At 51.3% G+C, this 15,746-nt stretch carries 15 protein-coding genes; 9 read left to right on the plus strand and 6 right to left on the minus strand.

Annotated elements, in window-relative coordinates; all coding sequences use genetic code 11:
• Positions 1-85 precede the first annotated feature (85 nt).
• The 5 genes from ACFOE0_RS20465 to ACFOE0_RS20485 all read left to right on the plus strand — a co-directional run bounded on the left by ACFOE0_RS20465 (position 86) and on the right by ACFOE0_RS20485 (position 3,120).
• Positions 86-580, plus strand: a complete 495-nt coding sequence (locus tag ACFOE0_RS20465; protein ID WP_248934421.1) for a hypothetical protein — start codon at positions 86-88, stop codon at positions 578-580.
• Between the two features lie 85 nt (positions 581-665).
• The gene (locus tag ACFOE0_RS20470; protein ID WP_248934422.1) at positions 666-953 is read left to right on the plus strand and encodes a hypothetical protein; all 288 of its coding nucleotides are present in this window, start codon (positions 666-668) and stop codon (positions 951-953) included.
• A 349-nt stretch (positions 954-1,302) separates the two neighbouring features.
• Positions 1,303-2,118 (plus strand): lipase family protein, encoded by an 816-nt coding sequence (locus ACFOE0_RS20475; RefSeq protein ID WP_248934423.1) that lies wholly within the window; start codon positions 1,303-1,305, stop codon positions 2,116-2,118.
• On the plus strand, positions 2,090-2,815 hold the full coding sequence (locus tag ACFOE0_RS20480; RefSeq protein WP_248934424.1) for a hypothetical protein: 726 nt from the start codon (positions 2,090-2,092) through the stop codon (positions 2,813-2,815). The genes ACFOE0_RS20475 and ACFOE0_RS20480 overlap by 29 nt, the downstream gene beginning before the upstream one ends.
• Positions 2,816-2,829: 14 nt before the next feature.
• Positions 2,830-3,120: a hypothetical protein gene (locus ACFOE0_RS20485; RefSeq protein ID WP_248934425.1), complete on the plus strand. Its 291-nt coding sequence runs from the start codon at positions 2,830-2,832 to the stop codon at positions 3,118-3,120.
• Positions 3,121-3,610: 490 nt separating this feature from the next.
• On the opposite strand, the gene trhP is transcribed toward ACFOE0_RS20485, so the two are convergent.
• Complete coding sequence (gene trhP, locus ACFOE0_RS20490; protein ID WP_248934426.1) at positions 3,611-4,960, minus strand: prephenate-dependent tRNA uridine(34) hydroxylase TrhP; 1,350 nt, start codon at positions 4,958-4,960, stop codon at positions 3,611-3,613.
• Between the two features lie 406 nt (positions 4,961-5,366).
• Between trhP and ACFOE0_RS20495 the strand changes: the two genes are divergently transcribed.
• On the plus strand, positions 5,367-6,212 hold the full coding sequence (locus ACFOE0_RS20495) for an HDOD domain-containing protein (RefSeq protein ID WP_248934427.1): 846 nt from the start codon (positions 5,367-5,369) through the stop codon (positions 6,210-6,212).
• 24 nt (positions 6,213-6,236) lie between these two features.
• Positions 6,237-7,733 carry a putative bifunctional diguanylate cyclase/phosphodiesterase gene (locus tag ACFOE0_RS20500; protein WP_248934428.1) on the plus strand — a complete coding sequence of 499 codons (1,497 nt, stop codon included), beginning with the start codon at positions 6,237-6,239 and terminating at the stop codon, positions 7,731-7,733.
• A gap of 29 nt (positions 7,734-7,762) precedes the next feature.
• Here the strand turns inward: ACFOE0_RS20500 and ACFOE0_RS20505 are convergent, their stop codons facing one another.
• Positions 7,763-8,095, minus strand: coding sequence for a DMT family transporter (locus ACFOE0_RS20505; RefSeq protein ID WP_162807077.1), 333 nt, complete (start codon positions 8,093-8,095; stop codon positions 7,763-7,765).
• A gap of 105 nt (positions 8,096-8,200) precedes the next feature.
• On the minus strand, positions 8,201-8,620 hold the full coding sequence (locus ACFOE0_RS20510) for a thioesterase family protein (RefSeq protein ID WP_248934429.1): 420 nt from the start codon (positions 8,618-8,620) through the stop codon (positions 8,201-8,203).
• Positions 8,621-8,830: 210 nt separating this feature from the next.
• Here ACFOE0_RS20510 and ACFOE0_RS20515 point away from each other — a divergent pair, with 210 nt between their 5' ends.
• Complete coding sequence (locus ACFOE0_RS20515; RefSeq protein WP_115135358.1) at positions 8,831-9,256, plus strand: OsmC family protein; 426 nt, start codon at positions 8,831-8,833, stop codon at positions 9,254-9,256.
• Between the two features lie 213 nt (positions 9,257-9,469).
• On the plus strand, positions 9,470-10,066 hold the full coding sequence (locus tag ACFOE0_RS20520) for an FMN-binding negative transcriptional regulator (protein WP_248934430.1): 597 nt from the start codon (positions 9,470-9,472) through the stop codon (positions 10,064-10,066).
• 174 nt (positions 10,067-10,240) lie between these two features.
• On the opposite strand, the gene ACFOE0_RS20525 is transcribed toward ACFOE0_RS20520, so the two are convergent.
• From ACFOE0_RS20525 to ACFOE0_RS20535, 3 genes are all read right to left on the minus strand, one after another.
• Positions 10,241-11,263 (minus strand): FUSC family protein, encoded by a 1,023-nt coding sequence (locus ACFOE0_RS20525; RefSeq protein ID WP_248934431.1) that lies wholly within the window; start codon positions 11,261-11,263, stop codon positions 10,241-10,243.
• Between the two features lie 97 nt (positions 11,264-11,360).
• Complete coding sequence (locus ACFOE0_RS20530) at positions 11,361-14,501, minus strand: multidrug efflux RND transporter permease subunit (RefSeq protein WP_248934432.1); 3,141 nt, start codon at positions 14,499-14,501, stop codon at positions 11,361-11,363.
• Entirely contained in the window at positions 14,501-15,598 is a 1,098-nt protein-coding gene (locus ACFOE0_RS20535) for an efflux RND transporter periplasmic adaptor subunit (protein ID WP_248934433.1), read from the minus strand. Before ACFOE0_RS20535 ends, ACFOE0_RS20530 begins: the two co-directional genes overlap by 1 nt.
• Between the last annotated feature and the right edge of the window lie 148 nt (positions 15,599-15,746).

Consider the following 15,746-nt stretch of genomic DNA (forward strand, 5'->3'; position numbering starts at 1 on the left):
GTCCTTTGTACGCAGAGTTATAACCCTGTACTGTTAGGTCTTGGGCGGATTGGAGACTTTTAAGCAAAGGGAAAAGCTAAAGGATATGCGTACGTTTACGAAGAAATACCTCGGTGGGAATGCGATCAATGAAGATAGCTACCGTATCGATATTATTGTTCTGGAAAAGTATCAGTCATTTTCTACAGAGCTCCTGCGTTTGGCGCTTTTGGGAATAGCGGGGTACGGATTCCTGGTGTCTAATGTTGCCCTGAAAGTAAAAGATGGTGGGATGCACCTTTTTACTGATGGATTTCTTGGGCCAGTATTTCTTGTTCTCGGAGCATTGGCTTTTGCAATATCGGCGCTGTCCGCTCTTGCGCATAGGTATTACTCATCAGACTGCCTAACACACTTTGTCAGACTGTTGAGGTTGAAGGAGTCCGAAAATGATCTTCTTGAGTCTATTGATAGTGAAGAAGCTAGTTTGGACAAGGATTTGAACAGGTGTAAGAGATATCTAATCATGTCTTGTTTGGCGTTGGTTGTTGGTGCTTTCTCTGTCGCAGTGTCTTTCACCGTTGTTCTGATCAACAGCTAGCCTGTCTATTTTCAGCCGGTTCCGCTACCTTTGATGAAAGGCTCGAAGTAAGAGCCAAGTTAGTAGCCAAGTGAAGAGACAATCTATGGATAGAGTATGTCGCCAATGCCAGCGTGAACTGCAGCTCACAGAGCATAAGATCTGCATGTATTGTGGTGCCGAGATTACGGAAGAGCAGCACCTGACTGACGCGCAACTACAAACGTTGAAGCAACAACGGCAAAGGTGGAAGCGGGAAGAAGCAGAGCTGAACTACATTCACGAGCGCTCAAGGGAAGTCACCCGGGAACACAACCAACGCCACCGCAGGAAAGGCCCCTTCGTCGATGACGACTTCGTCAGCAACATCCTGGACATACTCAAAGGCGGCTGACGCACACTCACTTAGCCTAAACCCCGCACTTCTTTCCTGAACGGCTCCAACCATCGTCAGTCATACGTGCTACAAGCTATCGGTAGCGTGAACGCATGCAACCAACTCAACCTCAAAATCAGCCCTTCAATAACCCTTTTAAAACCCACACAAATAATATGGGAAACTCTGTTTTAAGTATCAACGGTAGTTCAACTTACCAGTCAAGTCGTACCTATTGGATTAACGTCTTGAACTATCTATTCATTGGAAAATATTCAACTAAAACAATGTGATGTGAGATATGTGCTACAGACTTTGTTAGCGTCTGGTGATAATTTGACCGGGTAATTAATCAAGGAGAGATGTTATGACTAAGAAAGTATCACCCTATAAGACTAGTATAGACAGTGGCAATGCTTATTGGATGGCAAGGCTTTCAAAACTGGCATATATAAATAAGTCAGATGAGGATAATACGCCCTGCGAAACTGAGATATTAGCTGTTTTAAAGGGCGAGGACAGTAAGTTCATAAGAGTTAAGGGATATAATAACAAAAGCTCTCAAGGTCTTTTAGTTGAGCACGAAGAATATATATGTATGGCATTTCGGGGTACCGATGAGCCAAGAGATTGGCTTGATAATATAAATGCGTTCTCAACAAAAGTTTTATTTGGTGATTTTCATCGAGGCTTCTGGAACGCCCTAGATGATATATGGAATAGTTTGAAAGATGATTACGATGTATTAATGCGTGATTCAAAAAGACCATTATTTATAACTGGTCATAGTCTTGGTGGTGCGATGGCGACAATTGCTGCTGCTAAGTTTATTCATGAAGATATACCATTCACAAGTGTATATACCTTTGGTCAGCCCAGAGTTATGAGCAGAGAAACGTCCAGAGTTTTTAATATGGAGTGCCAATCTAGATTTCATAGATTTCACAATAACAATGACCTAGTCACGAGAGTCCCAGCAAGATTAATGGGTTATAGTCATGTTGGTAGTTACTTGTATATTACTGAAGAAAAAGAAATACATGCGGAGCCAGGTTTTTGGTTCAGGTTTGTTGATCATGTCGACGGTGCTGTAGAAGCATTAAAAGAAGATGGAATAGATGTAATAGAAGACCACGATATGAGTGACTACCTTGATGCAGTTGAGAAATGGAACTACAACTGAAAAATACTGGCAGGTATATACAATGAAAAGGATTGGTCTAAGCTTTATAATTTCAACTTTTATGTTGCTCGGTTGTGCTCAGATACCAAAAGAAGCTGTAGAGTTATCAGCTACAGTGGGGCGTGATATGGTTGAAATGAAGAAGGCTCATGTAAGTCTTATAAACATTTATTACCAAGGACTAATAGATAATACGAATAAGTTTATTGATGAAGTGTATCTCCCATATCAGATTCAGCAAACATTATCTCATGATTTGATAAAACTGGAGCTCATGAACTCTATCGAAATGGCAGGTAAAAGTGACTCTTCCAAAGAGGAGAGGGTTGAGGCGTTTGAAAAGTTGAAGTTATTTCACCTCTTAATTTCTGAGGAGGTTGAGAAATACCGTCGGGAAAAAATCGTCTCAATTGAAGAGCAGAGAGCTAGAGTATTAAGTGATGTTGGAGAATCGTACGAGAGAATACATTACGCTAACTCAATTGTTACGGGCCATTTAGCCTCTGTAGTCAAGGTGCATGACGCACAAAACGAGTTGTTGTCTGACGTTGGCTTAAGTGACTTAAGGGTGAATGTTGGTGAAAACTTAACTTCGCTATCTTTAGAAATATCTGAGTTAACTAAAAATGCAGTTTCAAAGGAAAATGATTTAGACAAAGCCGTAAAAAAATTCGAAGAAGTATATAACAGACTTTAAATGAGGGACCTGAAATGAATACGGAAGATTTTAAAATACTACTACAATCCAAGATTGCGGAGAATAGGCAGTCGTTTGAGGGATTGTATAGAGACAAAATAGAGTCCCTTATGGCGTTATCAAAAGCAGAGATAGATTCAATAGTTCCGGGGGGAGCGGATGTCGCGGCCTACGATAACTTAATCACAGTAGTTAAAGAGGCATCTAGAGCTAATATTGAGCAAGCGGAATTAAAAGCACGGATAGAGGAACTTGGGGATGTAGCTGTAAAAATAGCCTCTAAGGTTCCAGGCCTTCTTAGCTGATATGACGATTAAGTGGAGTGATAGTCTTTAGGCTAAAGAATACACCAGTCCCCGTCCGAAGTTGCCGGAGGGACTTAGGATGCAATAGCGGGCGCTGTCATGGATGACAGCGTAAGTGTCGTTGAGCCATGGATGGCAAATCGACACTGGTCGTGTTAATTGCATGCTAATCACGATGGATTACAACTTCGGTTGGGGCGGCAAGGGAGATGCAAGAGGGAATTGCTGTTGATCCCCTCTTGCCCCGTGTGGGTGGAACCCACGACCTCGCCAAGCGCAGCTTGGCATGCCGCAAGGCACCTCAAACCTACGGAGCGAAGCTCCAAACGCTATCCCGCTGACAAGCGGAGGTGACCGCAGGTCGCCCACCTCCCAAAGCCGAAGGCTTAAAGGAGCGCAGCTCCTTCCCCCTCCGTCTCCGAAGGAGACAAAAAAGGCTGCCCTCAGGCAGCCTTCTTAGCTTCAACCGCTTACTCAAAGCGCAACCAAATCACTTCGCCGCATGAGGATTGCGAGTATCCATACCCTCAGGCAGGTTACGCAGCAAAATACCCGCATTCAAATCCAGGTCCGCTGGGACTGGCATATACACAGTGTGACCACTGCCCAGACCGGCTTCCACTGCTTCACCTTTTCGGTTCTCCAGCGACTCTAAAGTCAGATTGATGTTGCCCTGTGGGGTCATCATTTCCAGGCTGTCGCCAACCAGGAACTTGTTCTTCACTTCAATCTCGGCCAGACCGGCGGCGTTACGGTTACCTGTGAACTCACCCACGAACTGCTGGTTGTCACTGATGGAGTGACCGTACTCATAGTTCTGGTACTCATCATGTACGTGACGACGCAGGAAACCTTCGGTGTAACCACGGTGAGCCAGACCTTCCAGACGGTTCATCAGGCCACGGTCGAAGTCTTTACCGGCAACGGCATCTTCAATTGCCTGACGGTACAGCTGAGCGGTACGGGCCACGTAGTAGAAGGACTTGGTACGGCCTTCAATCTTCAGTGAGTCGATACCCATCTTGGCCAGACGCTCTACGTGCTGGATGGCGCGCAGATCTTTAGAGTTCATGATGTAGGTGCCGTGCTCATCTTCAAACGCCGGCATATATTCGCCCGGGCGGTTGTTTTCCTGCAGCAGGAAGATTTTGTCAGTTGGCTCACCGGCACCCAGAGTGGTGGCTGGTTGAATTGCCACTACGTCACCGGTTTCGTTTTCGGTAGCTTCGTGAGCGTCGTACTTCCAGCGACAGGCGTTGGTGCAGGTACCCTGGTTAGGGTCACGTTTGTTGATATAGCCGGACAGCAGGCAGCGGCCTGAGTACGCCATACACAGTGCGCCGTGTACGAATACTTCCAGTTCAATATCCGGGCAGCGCTGACGGATCTCTTCAATCTCGTCCAGTGACAGTTCGCGGGACAGGATCACACGTTTGATGCCCTGGCTTTCCCAGAATTTTACCGATGCCCAGTTGATGGCGTTGGCTTGTACAGACAGGTGAACCACCTGATCAGGGAAAGCTTCACGCACCATCATAATCAGACCCGGATCAGACATGATCAGGGCGTCAGGGTTCATGGCAACTACTGGTTCCATGTCCTTGATATAAGTCTTCAGCTTGGCGTTGTGGGGGGCGATGTTGCTCACCACATACAGCTTTTTGCCCAGAGAATGAGCTTCCTGGATGCCCTGAGCCAGGTTCTCCATTTTGAAGTCGTTGTTACGTACGCGCAGGCTGTATCTTGGCTGACCGGCATATACCGCATCGGCGCCATAGGCAAAGGCGTAACGCATGTTTTTCAGGGTCCCGGCAGGGGACAAAAGCTCAGGTTTAAACATATTCATTCTCTTTTCGGGTTGGCGCCCATGGTCAGTGCCTGTGTTGCCCGAGGCAAATTCGGCAGCTGGCTCGGTTCAAGTGAGCAAGCGCGGGGGCGGCATTTTACTCAATCCGGCTCGCTACATCAATTCCTGAGCGCTCGACAGGGGTATTTTAATCAGTCGCTTTCGACTAAGGCTACTAAGCTAAATAGGAGGTGAATTTTTTATGCTGGCGGTACAGCCAGCTGCATTTGTTGTTTTATTAAATTCTGCGTTTTGACGCTTTGTTAATTCTTGTGTGCTGATTTGATAAAAAGCGTGTGATAATAAGGGTATAGAGTGTGATAGCTACTGCAGCGGCGATGTGCGGATGCAGTATTTATCACCTTATTTGCTGGAAAAATAGGATAGAAAGGGAATAGCTATGTCAGTTGAACAGCAGATTTTGGTGGGACTGCTCAGAAAACTTAAAAACGACACGCTGGTGTTACCCACGCTGCCGGAAGCAGCGATGCAGGTTCAGGAGATCGCAGGTCGCCCTGACGCCAGTCTTAAGCAGGTTGCTGAAATCATAGGCCATGATGCCTCCATGTCGGCCCGTCTTATCAAGGTGGCCAACTCGGTGATGTACTCCCGGGGAGCCAAGAGGGCGGACAATATCAATGTTGCCGTTAACCGTATCGGTCTGGACCAAATCCGTAAAATCGCCACCTCTATCGCGATGGAGCAGTTGTTTGTCTCTACCAATGAGATGGTATGGGAAGTGATGGATGAGGTGTGGTTGACCTCTATTGAAGTGACGGCTGCCGCCGGTGCCATGCTGCAGTTATACCAGATGCGCCATGGTAAGGGTGAGCTGGATATGGAAACCCTTGGTCTGGCTGGCCTGGTGCATAATATTGGCGCCTTGCCTGTGCTGACCGAGGCGGAGTCACACCCGGAACTGTTCATCGATGTTGACCAACTCAGAGCCATAGTGCGTAAACTGCAGGGCCCTCTTGGCGGTGCCGTGCTTAAGAGTTGGGACTTTTCTGCGTCTGTGATGGAAGTGGTCGATCGCTGGGCGGATCTGCATTACTTGCCAAAAAGAGTAGGCTATATTGACTTTATTCGTGCCGCCGCTTTTTATACAGGCGAGTTGAGGGCCGGGGATGCGTTTGCAGAACGTATGAACGTTTTCGTAGAACGCGGCCTTCCGGTCTCCCCGGAGGAGCTGGAAAGTGATACCTTTCAGGATCTCTACCATTCAATCAAGCACAGTTATGAATAATTCCAAGGGCAGGGTTTACCTGTGATGGATTGGTCATCTGCGCCCGGGCTGGCAATTCTGCTGCTGGCTCTGATGGTGTTGGTGCTGCTGGTTATCCAGTATCGCCAGCAAAAATTTCTGCGGCGGCTGGTTGCCAGCATTCGCCGTAGAAAGCTTCCTGCTGAACCGCTTAATATCCACGGTATTCCCGTCAGTTTTAAACCCCTTTGTGACAACCTCGAAGAGTTGCTGGATGCACTGCCTGCGGATCTGGGTACAGATAAACTCACGGGTTTACTGAACCGGCTTGGCTTCAAAAGTGCGGTGGGCAGAATGTTGCCCATCACCTCAGGCACTTTTGTGATTCTGGATATCCATCGCTTTCGCTACGTCAATGATCTGTTCGGTTTTAACTTTGGCGACAAGCTGCTGATTATGCTGACCGAGCGTTTGCAGACCCTGCATCGGCAACCTGAGTTGCTGGCGCGGGTAAAGGGGGATGAGTTCCTGCTCTATTACGATGAGGAGATAGACAGGGAAAAGCTGAACCAGCTGAGGGGACGGCTGCAGGTTCCCTTCGATATCAACGGCACGCCCATCAGCATTAAGCTGCAGTTTGGTTGTCTGACCCACGAACATATTCCCGATGATGTCAGTTTGTTGCTGCGCAGGCTGGATCTGTCTTTAAAGCAGAGCCGGGAGTCGAAAGACCTTATCGGTTTTTACGGTGAAGGCGACGACAGGCATCAGGTGCGGGAGCTGACTCTGATCCACGATCTGCCCAGAGGCCTGATGCAAGGGCAGTTGTTTATGATGTATCAGCCCAAGCAGGGGGTAAATGAGTCCGGCTTCCGTCAGGTTGAAGCCCTTATTCGCTGGCAGCACCCCAGGTTGGGCATGGTGTCGCCCGGTGAGTTTATTCCCCTGGCCGAGTATGCAGGCATGATAGAGCTGGTCAGCCGCTGGGCCTTGATGACGGTATTGGAGCAGCAACAGCAGTGGCGTGCACAGGGGCTGGAGTTGCAGGTGGCGGTGAATCTGTCGACTCAGGATCTGTCCAGTAACAGCCTTTCCCAGGAGATAGAGACCCGGCTGAAACAGTATGACCTGCCAGCGGATGCGCTGATGGTAGAGATTACCGAAAGTACCCTGATGGCCAATGTCGACAAGGCGCTGGCAACCCTGAACCGGCTACGAGAGCTGGGCGTTAAGCTGGCCATAGATGACTTTGGTACAGGTCACTCATCGTTGGCTTATCTTAAACACCTGCCTGTGGATGAGGTGAAAATCGATAAGGCGTTTCTCGATGATCTGCTGACCGATCCCCACGCTCAACACATTATGGAAACCAGTATCCTGCTGGCGAGAAAGTTGGGATTTGAGGTAACAGTGGAGGGGGTGGAAACCCATGGCATTTGTGAAATGCTGACGACCATGGGGGCCGATAAGCTGCAGGGTGAGCTGATAGGTTTGCCTATGACAGCGGAAGATTTGGTGCTGTTCCATCGCCAGAAACAGCAGCATTCAGGTGCCTGCAGATAACACCAACAGATTTCTGCTCACGTCCTGAATCAGTGCCCGCCGGTTTTGGAAAACAGGCTGATCACCATAACTCCCGCAATAATCAGTCCCATGCCTATGACTGCTGGCCAGTCCGGGATCTGTTTATAGAGGACGGCGGCGACCACTGAAATCATCACAATTCCCAGACCACACCAAATGGCGTAAGCGCTGCCGACGGGCAGTGTTTTGAGCACCAGCGACAGCGAGTAAAAGGCGACGCCATATCCTGCAATGACCAGCAGACTGGGCCAGAGTTTGGTGAAACCTTCAGAGGCTTTGAGCGCCGAGGTAGCGATAACCTCACCTATGATGGCGATGGCCAGATACATGTATCCCATGATGAACTCCTCAGATGCCGGACGTTGGCGCGGCGGGGATGCGATCTGGCTATTTTGCCCTATGAAAACTTATTCAGCGCAGGGATGGCGGCGTTTATGTGAGCTGAGTCAGACCTCTTGCTGCAATCGGCTCAGAACCTGCTCTGGAATGGCTATCAGCTGCTTGTCAGGCCCCAGAGAAACCATCTCGATGGTGGCGGTGACTGCTGGTCGGCTGGCACCTTCGCGCCAGATAGATTGTTTCCACACGGTACGGAACTGACTTTCGAACGCCACCTGACTGCGGACATCCAGAATATCGGCAAATTCCACACCCTGATGACAGGTCATATCGCAGCGATAAACGGCAAAACCGCAGCCCTGCTCCTGCCATAGTTGCTTAAGCAATTTGGCCCCAATCATCTCTTCCCGGGCGCGCTCAAAGTAACGCAGAAAGTTGGCGTGATACACCACACCTGAGAAGTCAGTGTCTTCGTAAAATATCTGTACCGGGTAGTGAAATTCCCGGCTGAAATTCAGCTTGTCCATCAGCTTGCGCACTTAAGTTTGTGTTGGCGCACATTCGCATAATCAATTGCTTATTTCAACTTGCATGCTTTGTCAGCAGGGAGTAAAGTCTTATTAGATTTTTCTAATGGTTGGTTTGCAGTGTGTTGATTGGGCGAACAAAACCCGGGATTCAGCACTGCTAATCAGTTCTGTGGAACAGGATAGTCAGCAGTAAAGCAGAGGTGGAATATGGCTGAAAAGGTAGTTGAAGTAACCACACAAATGGGCGCCGGATGGAAGGTGACGGCACAGGTAAGGGACCACCTGTTGGTGATTGATCAGCCAACCGGTACCAATGAGGGCGCGAACCCGCTGGAGACCTTTCTGTTCTCGCTGGCCGGGTGTATCTCTACCATTGCCAAGATGGTGGCCCGTGAAGAGAAAATCGCCCTGCGCGGCATTGAAATCAAGGTGCGCGGTTCCCTCAACAGCGCGGGTCTGTTGGGCCAGCCCAGCGACGACCCTGTCGGCTTTAAACAGATAGATATTGATGCGGATATCGACGCCGATATGAGTGTTGAAGAGAAACTGGCTTTCCTCGACCGTGTATGCCACCGCTGCCCGGTACACGACAACCTGCTCAACAAGACACTGGTGAATCATCAACCTGTGTGAGTTGGTAAAAGCTTAAAGCAACAGTTAGTCAGCGCTTCGTGGCTAAATCGTCTTTGTAAGCCGCAGTCAGGTTACTGATTGCGGCTTTGTTTTTTATGGGGACAGCATCAGAGGGGAATATGGTCTGCCTGTGAAAATAATGCGCTGTTCATTTGGTACCGCTTTTTGCTAGCTTGGGCCTTCTGAAGGTGTTAACACAGGGACAAAGCCCAGATGCATGTACCGGAAAAATGGCAAATGAATGCCACAGATGAGATACATGACTTTATTCGGACGCATGGTTTTGGGGCGTTAATCTCTCCTGACTTTGAAGCTTCCCATCTGCCACTGCTGCTGCGTGCCGACGAGGGCGAACAGGGTGTGCTTTACGGTCACTTTGCCAGGGCAAACCGTCACTGGAAAACCGCAGTGGGCAGGGTACTGGTGATATTCTCTGGCCCGCACTCTTACATCTCTCCAACCTGGTATCAGTCATCTCCTGCTGTGCCCACCTGGAACTATGCCGCCGTGCATGCCGTTGGCGTGCTTGAACTGACTGATGATGCCACCACTATGCAGATGCTGGGTAAGACGGTCAGTAAATATGAACCCGAACTTGAGATACCTGCTGAGTACAAGGACAAACTCAGCAAAGGCATAGTCGGCTTTAAAATCACTATAGAAACCCTGCAGGGTAAGGAGAAGCTGGGGCAACACCGCTCAGCGGCCGATCAAGCCGGGGTGGCGCAGGCGCTTGCTGGATCAGACAGTCTGGAGAGCCAGCAGCTTTATCAATATATGCGCAGGCGTGAAATTGGCCTGGGCAGCTGACATTAAAAGCGGCTCACCACGAAGGACACTAAGAGCACGAAGAAGGGCAAAGGCACCTAAACGATAAAGAGCGGTTGCTGATTTGGCATTTCGCTCCTGTATCGCTTTTCCTTCGTGTCCTTCGTGAAGCGCAGCGCTTCGTGGCTAAATGCTCTTTGGCCGTCGTCTCCCTGGCTAAATGCTGTTGTTGCTCTTGTTCTTACTCTTGGCTTTTTCCGGCCACCAGTGCTTGGCAAACCTCAGAATGACCAGAGCGGTAGCTACCCACAGGCAGCCAATCAGGGTATCGAAGAAGCGCCAGCGAATAAGCTGCAAGTCGCCGCCCTGATGTACCATGGCAATATCAATCACCAACAGCACCAGGACTGAAATCAACAGACTGAACCATTGGTAACTCTGGCGCATCACCGCCGGGATAAACAGTGCCAGCACCAGGATAATGGGCGGGTAAAAGTCTCTGGGCAGCCACATCACCAGCATATAAGCGATAAGCACTCCCAGCAGTGTGCCGATAATGCGTTGCCGCAGTCTTTGCCAGGTATTGGCATCATTGACGTGCATGACAAACAGTACGGTCAGGCCTACCCAGGCGGCGTGCTGGGCATGCAGGGCAAGGCCACTCAAGGTGGCAGCCAGAATGGTGAGTGGCAGCGTCAGGCCAAACAGGGGGCCGTTGATATCACCGGCCATCAGTTGTTTAAGCTCAGTGGCAGGCGACCAGCCCTGCGGGTCATCCTTTGCCAGTGCGGCGACAATAAAGCTGATAAGCAGCGCCAGTAATGCACCAACCAGATAGGCGAGGGCGGTATTGAGTGTGGCGGGCAGTCCCATCTCGGCCAGTAACATGGCTGCGGCGGTGAACTTACCCAGTAAGCTCAAATACGCCTGTTCCGGCCTGGGCTGCCCGGCCAGAAACGCGATAAGCACCAGCGCGGCAATGGCCAGCTCTCTGTGGCCCACAAGCAGCACACCCAGTGCGCCTGAAGCTATCATCAGACACATGCCGCCAACGATGGCAAACACCTGCTGGCTGGTACCGTGGCGGGGATCCAGCCGCAGAGCAAACATGGCTCCCAGCGCCACAAAGGCCAGGGTTTGCGGGGCATCGATAATATAGCTGAGCAGCAAGGGCAGACCCATGGCGATGGCATAGCCACTGCCGCGGATCCACTCAAACCGGGTTGGCGATTCCAGCACCTGTGTTTTCTCTGAAGGGGGGATTGGGATTAGTGTATGAAACCGCTAAAGCAAAGGGCAGCCTGAGCTGCCCTTTGTGAAGTATGTTTAATGGCGATTACTGCCCGGCCTGAGGCTGACCTGTGGCAGGAGGCTCACTGGCCAGTTGTGCCGCTTTGGCTTCCATGGCTTCCAGCTTCTGAGCCACAAAGCCCGGAGACTTGGTATTACCTGAGATCAAACGGTACATAGCCGGGATCACAAACAGGGTCACCAGGGTGGCAAAGCCCATACCGAAGAACACAACTGTACCTACGGCAATGCGGCTCTCGGCACCGGCTCCGGTACTGATAATCAGAGGTACCGCACCCACAAGTGTGGTGAAAGCTGTCATCAGAATAGGGCGCAGACGGCGGGCGGAAGCATCGATAATGGCTTCGTTCAGCTCCAGACCTTTGTCACGCAGCTGGTTGGCGAACTCCACAATCAAAATACCGTTTTTGGTCACCATACCGATCAGCATGATCATGCCGATCTGGCTGTAGAGGTTCAGACCCTGGCTCATCAGCAGCAAACCAAGCAGGCCACCGAAGATCCCCATAGGCACAGTGAACATGACCACCAGAGGGTTGATAAAGCTTTCGAACTGAGCCGCCAGTACCAGATAGGCGACCAACAGTGCCAGACCGAACACCATGGCCATATTACTCTGGTTTTCTTTGAAGTCTCTGGACTCACCGGCATAGTCGATGCTGATATCGGCTGGCAGCTTTTCAATTGCCTGAGCATCCAGGAAGTCCAGCGCTTCACCCAGGGTATAACCCGGGCCAAGGTTGGCTTTCAGGGTAATGGACTTCTGCTTGTTGGTGTGGCTCAGCTTCTGGGCAGAGGCCACCTCTTCAATTTTGGTCAGACTGTCCAGCGTCACCAATGCGCCTGAGTCGCTGCGCAGGTAGATTTGGCTCAGATCAGACACTGAGTCAAAGCTGTTTTCGTCACCGCGCAGGTAGACGTCGTACTCTTCACCACGCTCTACATAGGTGGTCTCTTTACGGCCGCCCAGCATCACTTCCAGGGTGTCTGAGATATCCTTGACGCTGACGCCCAGTTCGGCGGCGCGCTGGCGATCTACTGTGACCAGCAGCTCAGGTGTGGTCTCGGCGTAATCCAGATCCACCCCTGTGACTATGCCAGACTCTTCGGCGATGATTTGCAGCTGCTGAGCCCACTTGTTCAGCTCCTGATAGTCACTGCCTCCCAGTACAAACTGTACCGGTTCGCTGGAGCCACCACGGAAGCCCGGCATCATGGGCCATACCTTCACATCAGGAATGTCCTTAAGGGCACCGGCAATCATCTTCAGCGCATCAGTGGCATGAACATCTCTGTCTTCCCAGTCTTCCAGCAGCATGATGACAAAGCCTGTCTGGTCACCGGCGCGACCACCGAATGCCGGAGCCTGCATATTGAATGAACGCAGCACACCCTGACCCAGCAGTGGTAGCAGGCGCTCTTCAACGATATCCATATTGGCTGTCATTCGGTTGTAGCTGGTGCCTTCGGCGCCTTTGACAAAGGCAAACACCACGCCACGGTCTTCCTGTGGTGCCAGCTGGGACGGTACCAGTTTGGCCAGGCCCACACTGCCTGCCACACAGGCGATAATCACCAGAGGGGCGGCAAAACGGAAGCGAACTGCCACAGCAACGGCTTTGCGGTATACCCGCTCAAGACCGGCAAACTGCCTATCGACCCACTTGGTAAATGGACCAGGTTTGACGTTGGCTTTCAGCAGGTAGCTGGACATTACAGGTGTAAGAGTCAATGCCACCACGGAGGAGAAGATTACCGCCATGGCCAGAATCACTGAGAATTCGGTAAACAGCAGACCCACCATGCCATCCATAAAGGAGATAGGCAGGAACACCATCACCAGCACTGCCGTGGTTGCCACTACGGCAAAGCCCACTTCACGGGTACCCTTGTAGGCGGCCAGCAGTGGTGGCTCACCCTTTTCGATATGGTGGAAGATGTTCTCCACCACCACGATGGCGTCATCCACCACCAGGCCAATGGCCAGGATAAGCGCCATCAGGGTTAACAGGTTGATGGAGTAACCCAGCAGGTAGGCGGCGATAAAGGCTGAGATCAGAGATACAGGTACTGTGACCGCCGGAATAATGGTGGCGCGGGCCTGACCGATAAAGACGTACAGCACCAGTACCACCAGAATACCTGTGACATACAGGGTGGAGTACACCTCTTCGATAGAGCGCTCGATAAATACTGTCTTGTCGTAGTTCACCTGCAAAGTGGTGCCTTCCGGCAGGAACTTTTGCACCTTGTCCACTTCGGCAGATACGGCTTTGGCGACCTGCAGCGGGTTGGCGTCGGACTGGGTGATGATGCCGATACTCAGGTTGCCTTCACCGTCACTCTTGAACGAGGAGTTTTCGTTTTCGGCACCAATAAATACCCGGGCGACATCTTTCAGATAGATGGGGTAGCCATCGGCAGTGCGGCGCACCACCAGATAGTCGAAGTCTTCCGGCTGCTGATACAGACGGTCAGTACGTACTGACATCACTGTGGTGTCGTTACGCACCTGACCACCCGGGGCCTCAACGTTCTCGGCGCGCAGCGCGGCAATAATGTCAGCTGTGGTGACGTCACGACCCGCCATCAGCTCTGGCTCAAGCTGCACATACATCACCTGATACAGGGCGCCTGTCATACTCACTGAGCTGACGCCGGTCAGCAGGCTGAATCTGTCCACCAACACCCGCTGGGCATAGTCGGTCAGCTGGGTGCGGTCCATAATCGCGGACTTGAGGTTCAGATACACAGCGGGCTCACCCGAGCCGTTATCCCGGGAGACCATAGGGTCGTCGGCATCGTCGGGCAGACTGCGCTGGGCACGGGCCACGGCGTCACGCACGTCACTCACACCTTCAATCAGATCCCAGCCAAGCTCGAACTCCACGGTAATACGGGACATACCGTTACGGGTGACTGAGGTGACCTCTTCGATACCTGAGATACCTGTGATCTGGTCTTCCAGTACTTGAGTGACCTGGCTTTCCATAATGGAAGCCGCGGCTCCCTTATAGGTGGTCATTACCGTGACAACCGGGCTCTCTACATCCGGCATCTCCCTGACAGACAATTTGCTGAAAGAGACCATGCCGAATACGCACAGCAGCAGCGACAGTACAATGGCAACGACCGGGCGTTTTACCGATACATCAGACAGCAGCATCAGCCATGTTCTCCTGCGACTTCAACTTTGTTGGCGGTCTGCTGTGGCAGCACTTTCACTTTTACGCCGTCGCGCATATTCACCAGACCCTGTACCACGATAACGTCATTCACTTTTACGCCGTCGTTGATCAGTACCTTGTCACCGATACGGGCACCCAGTTTGACCTCGGTGCGCTTCACTTTGGAGTCATCACCCAGGATATAAACGAAACGTTTGGTGCCGGAATATTCCAGCGCCTGTACCGGGATTGCCGCCTGAGTCACAGCGGGCAGCTTGATATCGGCAGACAGCATCATGCCTGGCATCAATTTCAGCTCAGGGTTGTCAAAGGCAACACGCACAGTCAGGTTCAGAGTTTGCGGATTTACCCGGGGATCTATAGCCACCACTTCGCCGTTAAAAAGGGTGGTTTGCCAGGCCTGAGAGCGAGCCTGCACTGTCATGCCGCGGCTTAAGCGGGACAGGTATTGTTCCGGCACGGCCAGATCCAGGTGCAGTTGGCTCAGATCATCCAATGTCACCAGTTCGCTGCCTGTGGTGACCATTTTGCCTTCGGAGAAATCAATCAGGCCGACATGACCGTCAAAGGGGGCCTTGACGCTGTGGTAGTCCCGCTCTGCTGCAGCCGCTTCCAGACGGGCTTTGGCCATGGCGACTTTGGCACGCTGAGCGTCAATTTCACTCTGGGTCACTGCGTCTGAGGCTTTCAGCTTTTCAAATTCGGTCAGTTTGCGCTGTTCATCTTTGAGGTAAGCCAGAGCTTCATCTTCGGCAGCCTGAGCACGGGCGTGGTCCAGCTCGAACAACACCTGATCCTTGCTGACCTTTTGATTATCAGTCACCAGAATATGGCTCACCTTACCGGCGACCTGAGGTGCCAGCTCTACCGACTTTTTAGCGGCCAGTTTGCCGATGACGGTGACATGCTGGGCCAGGGTTTCCTGCTCGACCAGGCCGGTTACCACGGCAACTTCCCGGGCCGCCCCGCCATGGCCGGGTTTAGCATAAAGGGAGGGACTGAACAGGCCCAGGCACACCAGGAAAAACATGGTGAACAGGGATAGGGGTAGCAGCGGACTACTGGCTTTTTTCATGGGCTCTTATCTCGCAAAACGGCAATTACGCAAACTTGGACAGCGTATTCTATGAAATTGCAGTAAAAGCGGGGTAAAGCTATGTAAATATCACCACTGATTTGTTGGTTTGTGTGATGTGGATCACCCTGGTTGTTCAGCTTTGTAA

Source organism: Shewanella submarina (assembly GCF_042646185.1).
In the GTDB taxonomy this organism is placed as follows: Bacteria; Pseudomonadota; Gammaproteobacteria; order Enterobacterales; family Shewanellaceae; genus Shewanella; species Shewanella corallii.

Coding starts and splice junctions, on each gene's coding strand:
- ACFOE0_RS20470 (WP_248934422.1), top strand. CDS start 666: ATGGATAGAGTATGTCGCCAATGCCAGCGTGAACTGCAGCTCACAGAG.
- ACFOE0_RS20495 (WP_248934427.1), top strand. CDS start 5,367: ATGTCAGTTGAACAGCAGATTTTGGTGGGACTGCTCAGAAAACTTAAA.
- ACFOE0_RS20465 (WP_248934421.1), top strand. CDS start 86: ATGCGTACGTTTACGAAGAAATACCTCGGTGGGAATGCGATCAATGAA.
- ACFOE0_RS20510 (WP_248934429.1), bottom strand. CDS start 8,620: ATGGACAAGCTGAATTTCAGCCGGGAATTTCACTACCCGGTACAGATA.
- ACFOE0_RS20515 (WP_115135358.1), top strand. CDS start 8,831: ATGGCTGAAAAGGTAGTTGAAGTAACCACACAAATGGGCGCCGGATGG.
- ACFOE0_RS20535 (WP_248934433.1), bottom strand. CDS start 15,598: ATGAAAAAAGCCAGTAGTCCGCTGCTACCCCTATCCCTGTTCACCATG.
- ACFOE0_RS20475 (WP_248934423.1), top strand. CDS start 1,303: ATGACTAAGAAAGTATCACCCTATAAGACTAGTATAGACAGTGGCAAT.
- ACFOE0_RS20500 (WP_248934428.1), top strand. CDS start 6,237: ATGGATTGGTCATCTGCGCCCGGGCTGGCAATTCTGCTGCTGGCTCTG.
- ACFOE0_RS20485 (WP_248934425.1), top strand. CDS start 2,830: ATGAATACGGAAGATTTTAAAATACTACTACAATCCAAGATTGCGGAG.
- ACFOE0_RS20520 (WP_248934430.1), top strand. CDS start 9,470: ATGCATGTACCGGAAAAATGGCAAATGAATGCCACAGATGAGATACAT.
- ACFOE0_RS20530 (WP_248934432.1), bottom strand. CDS start 14,501: ATGCTGCTGTCTGATGTATCGGTAAAACGCCCGGTCGTTGCCATTGTA.
- trhP (WP_248934426.1), bottom strand. CDS start 4,960: ATGTTTAAACCTGAGCTTTTGTCCCCTGCCGGGACCCTGAAAAACATG.
- ACFOE0_RS20480 (WP_248934424.1), top strand. CDS start 2,090: ATGCAGTTGAGAAATGGAACTACAACTGAAAAATACTGGCAGGTATAT.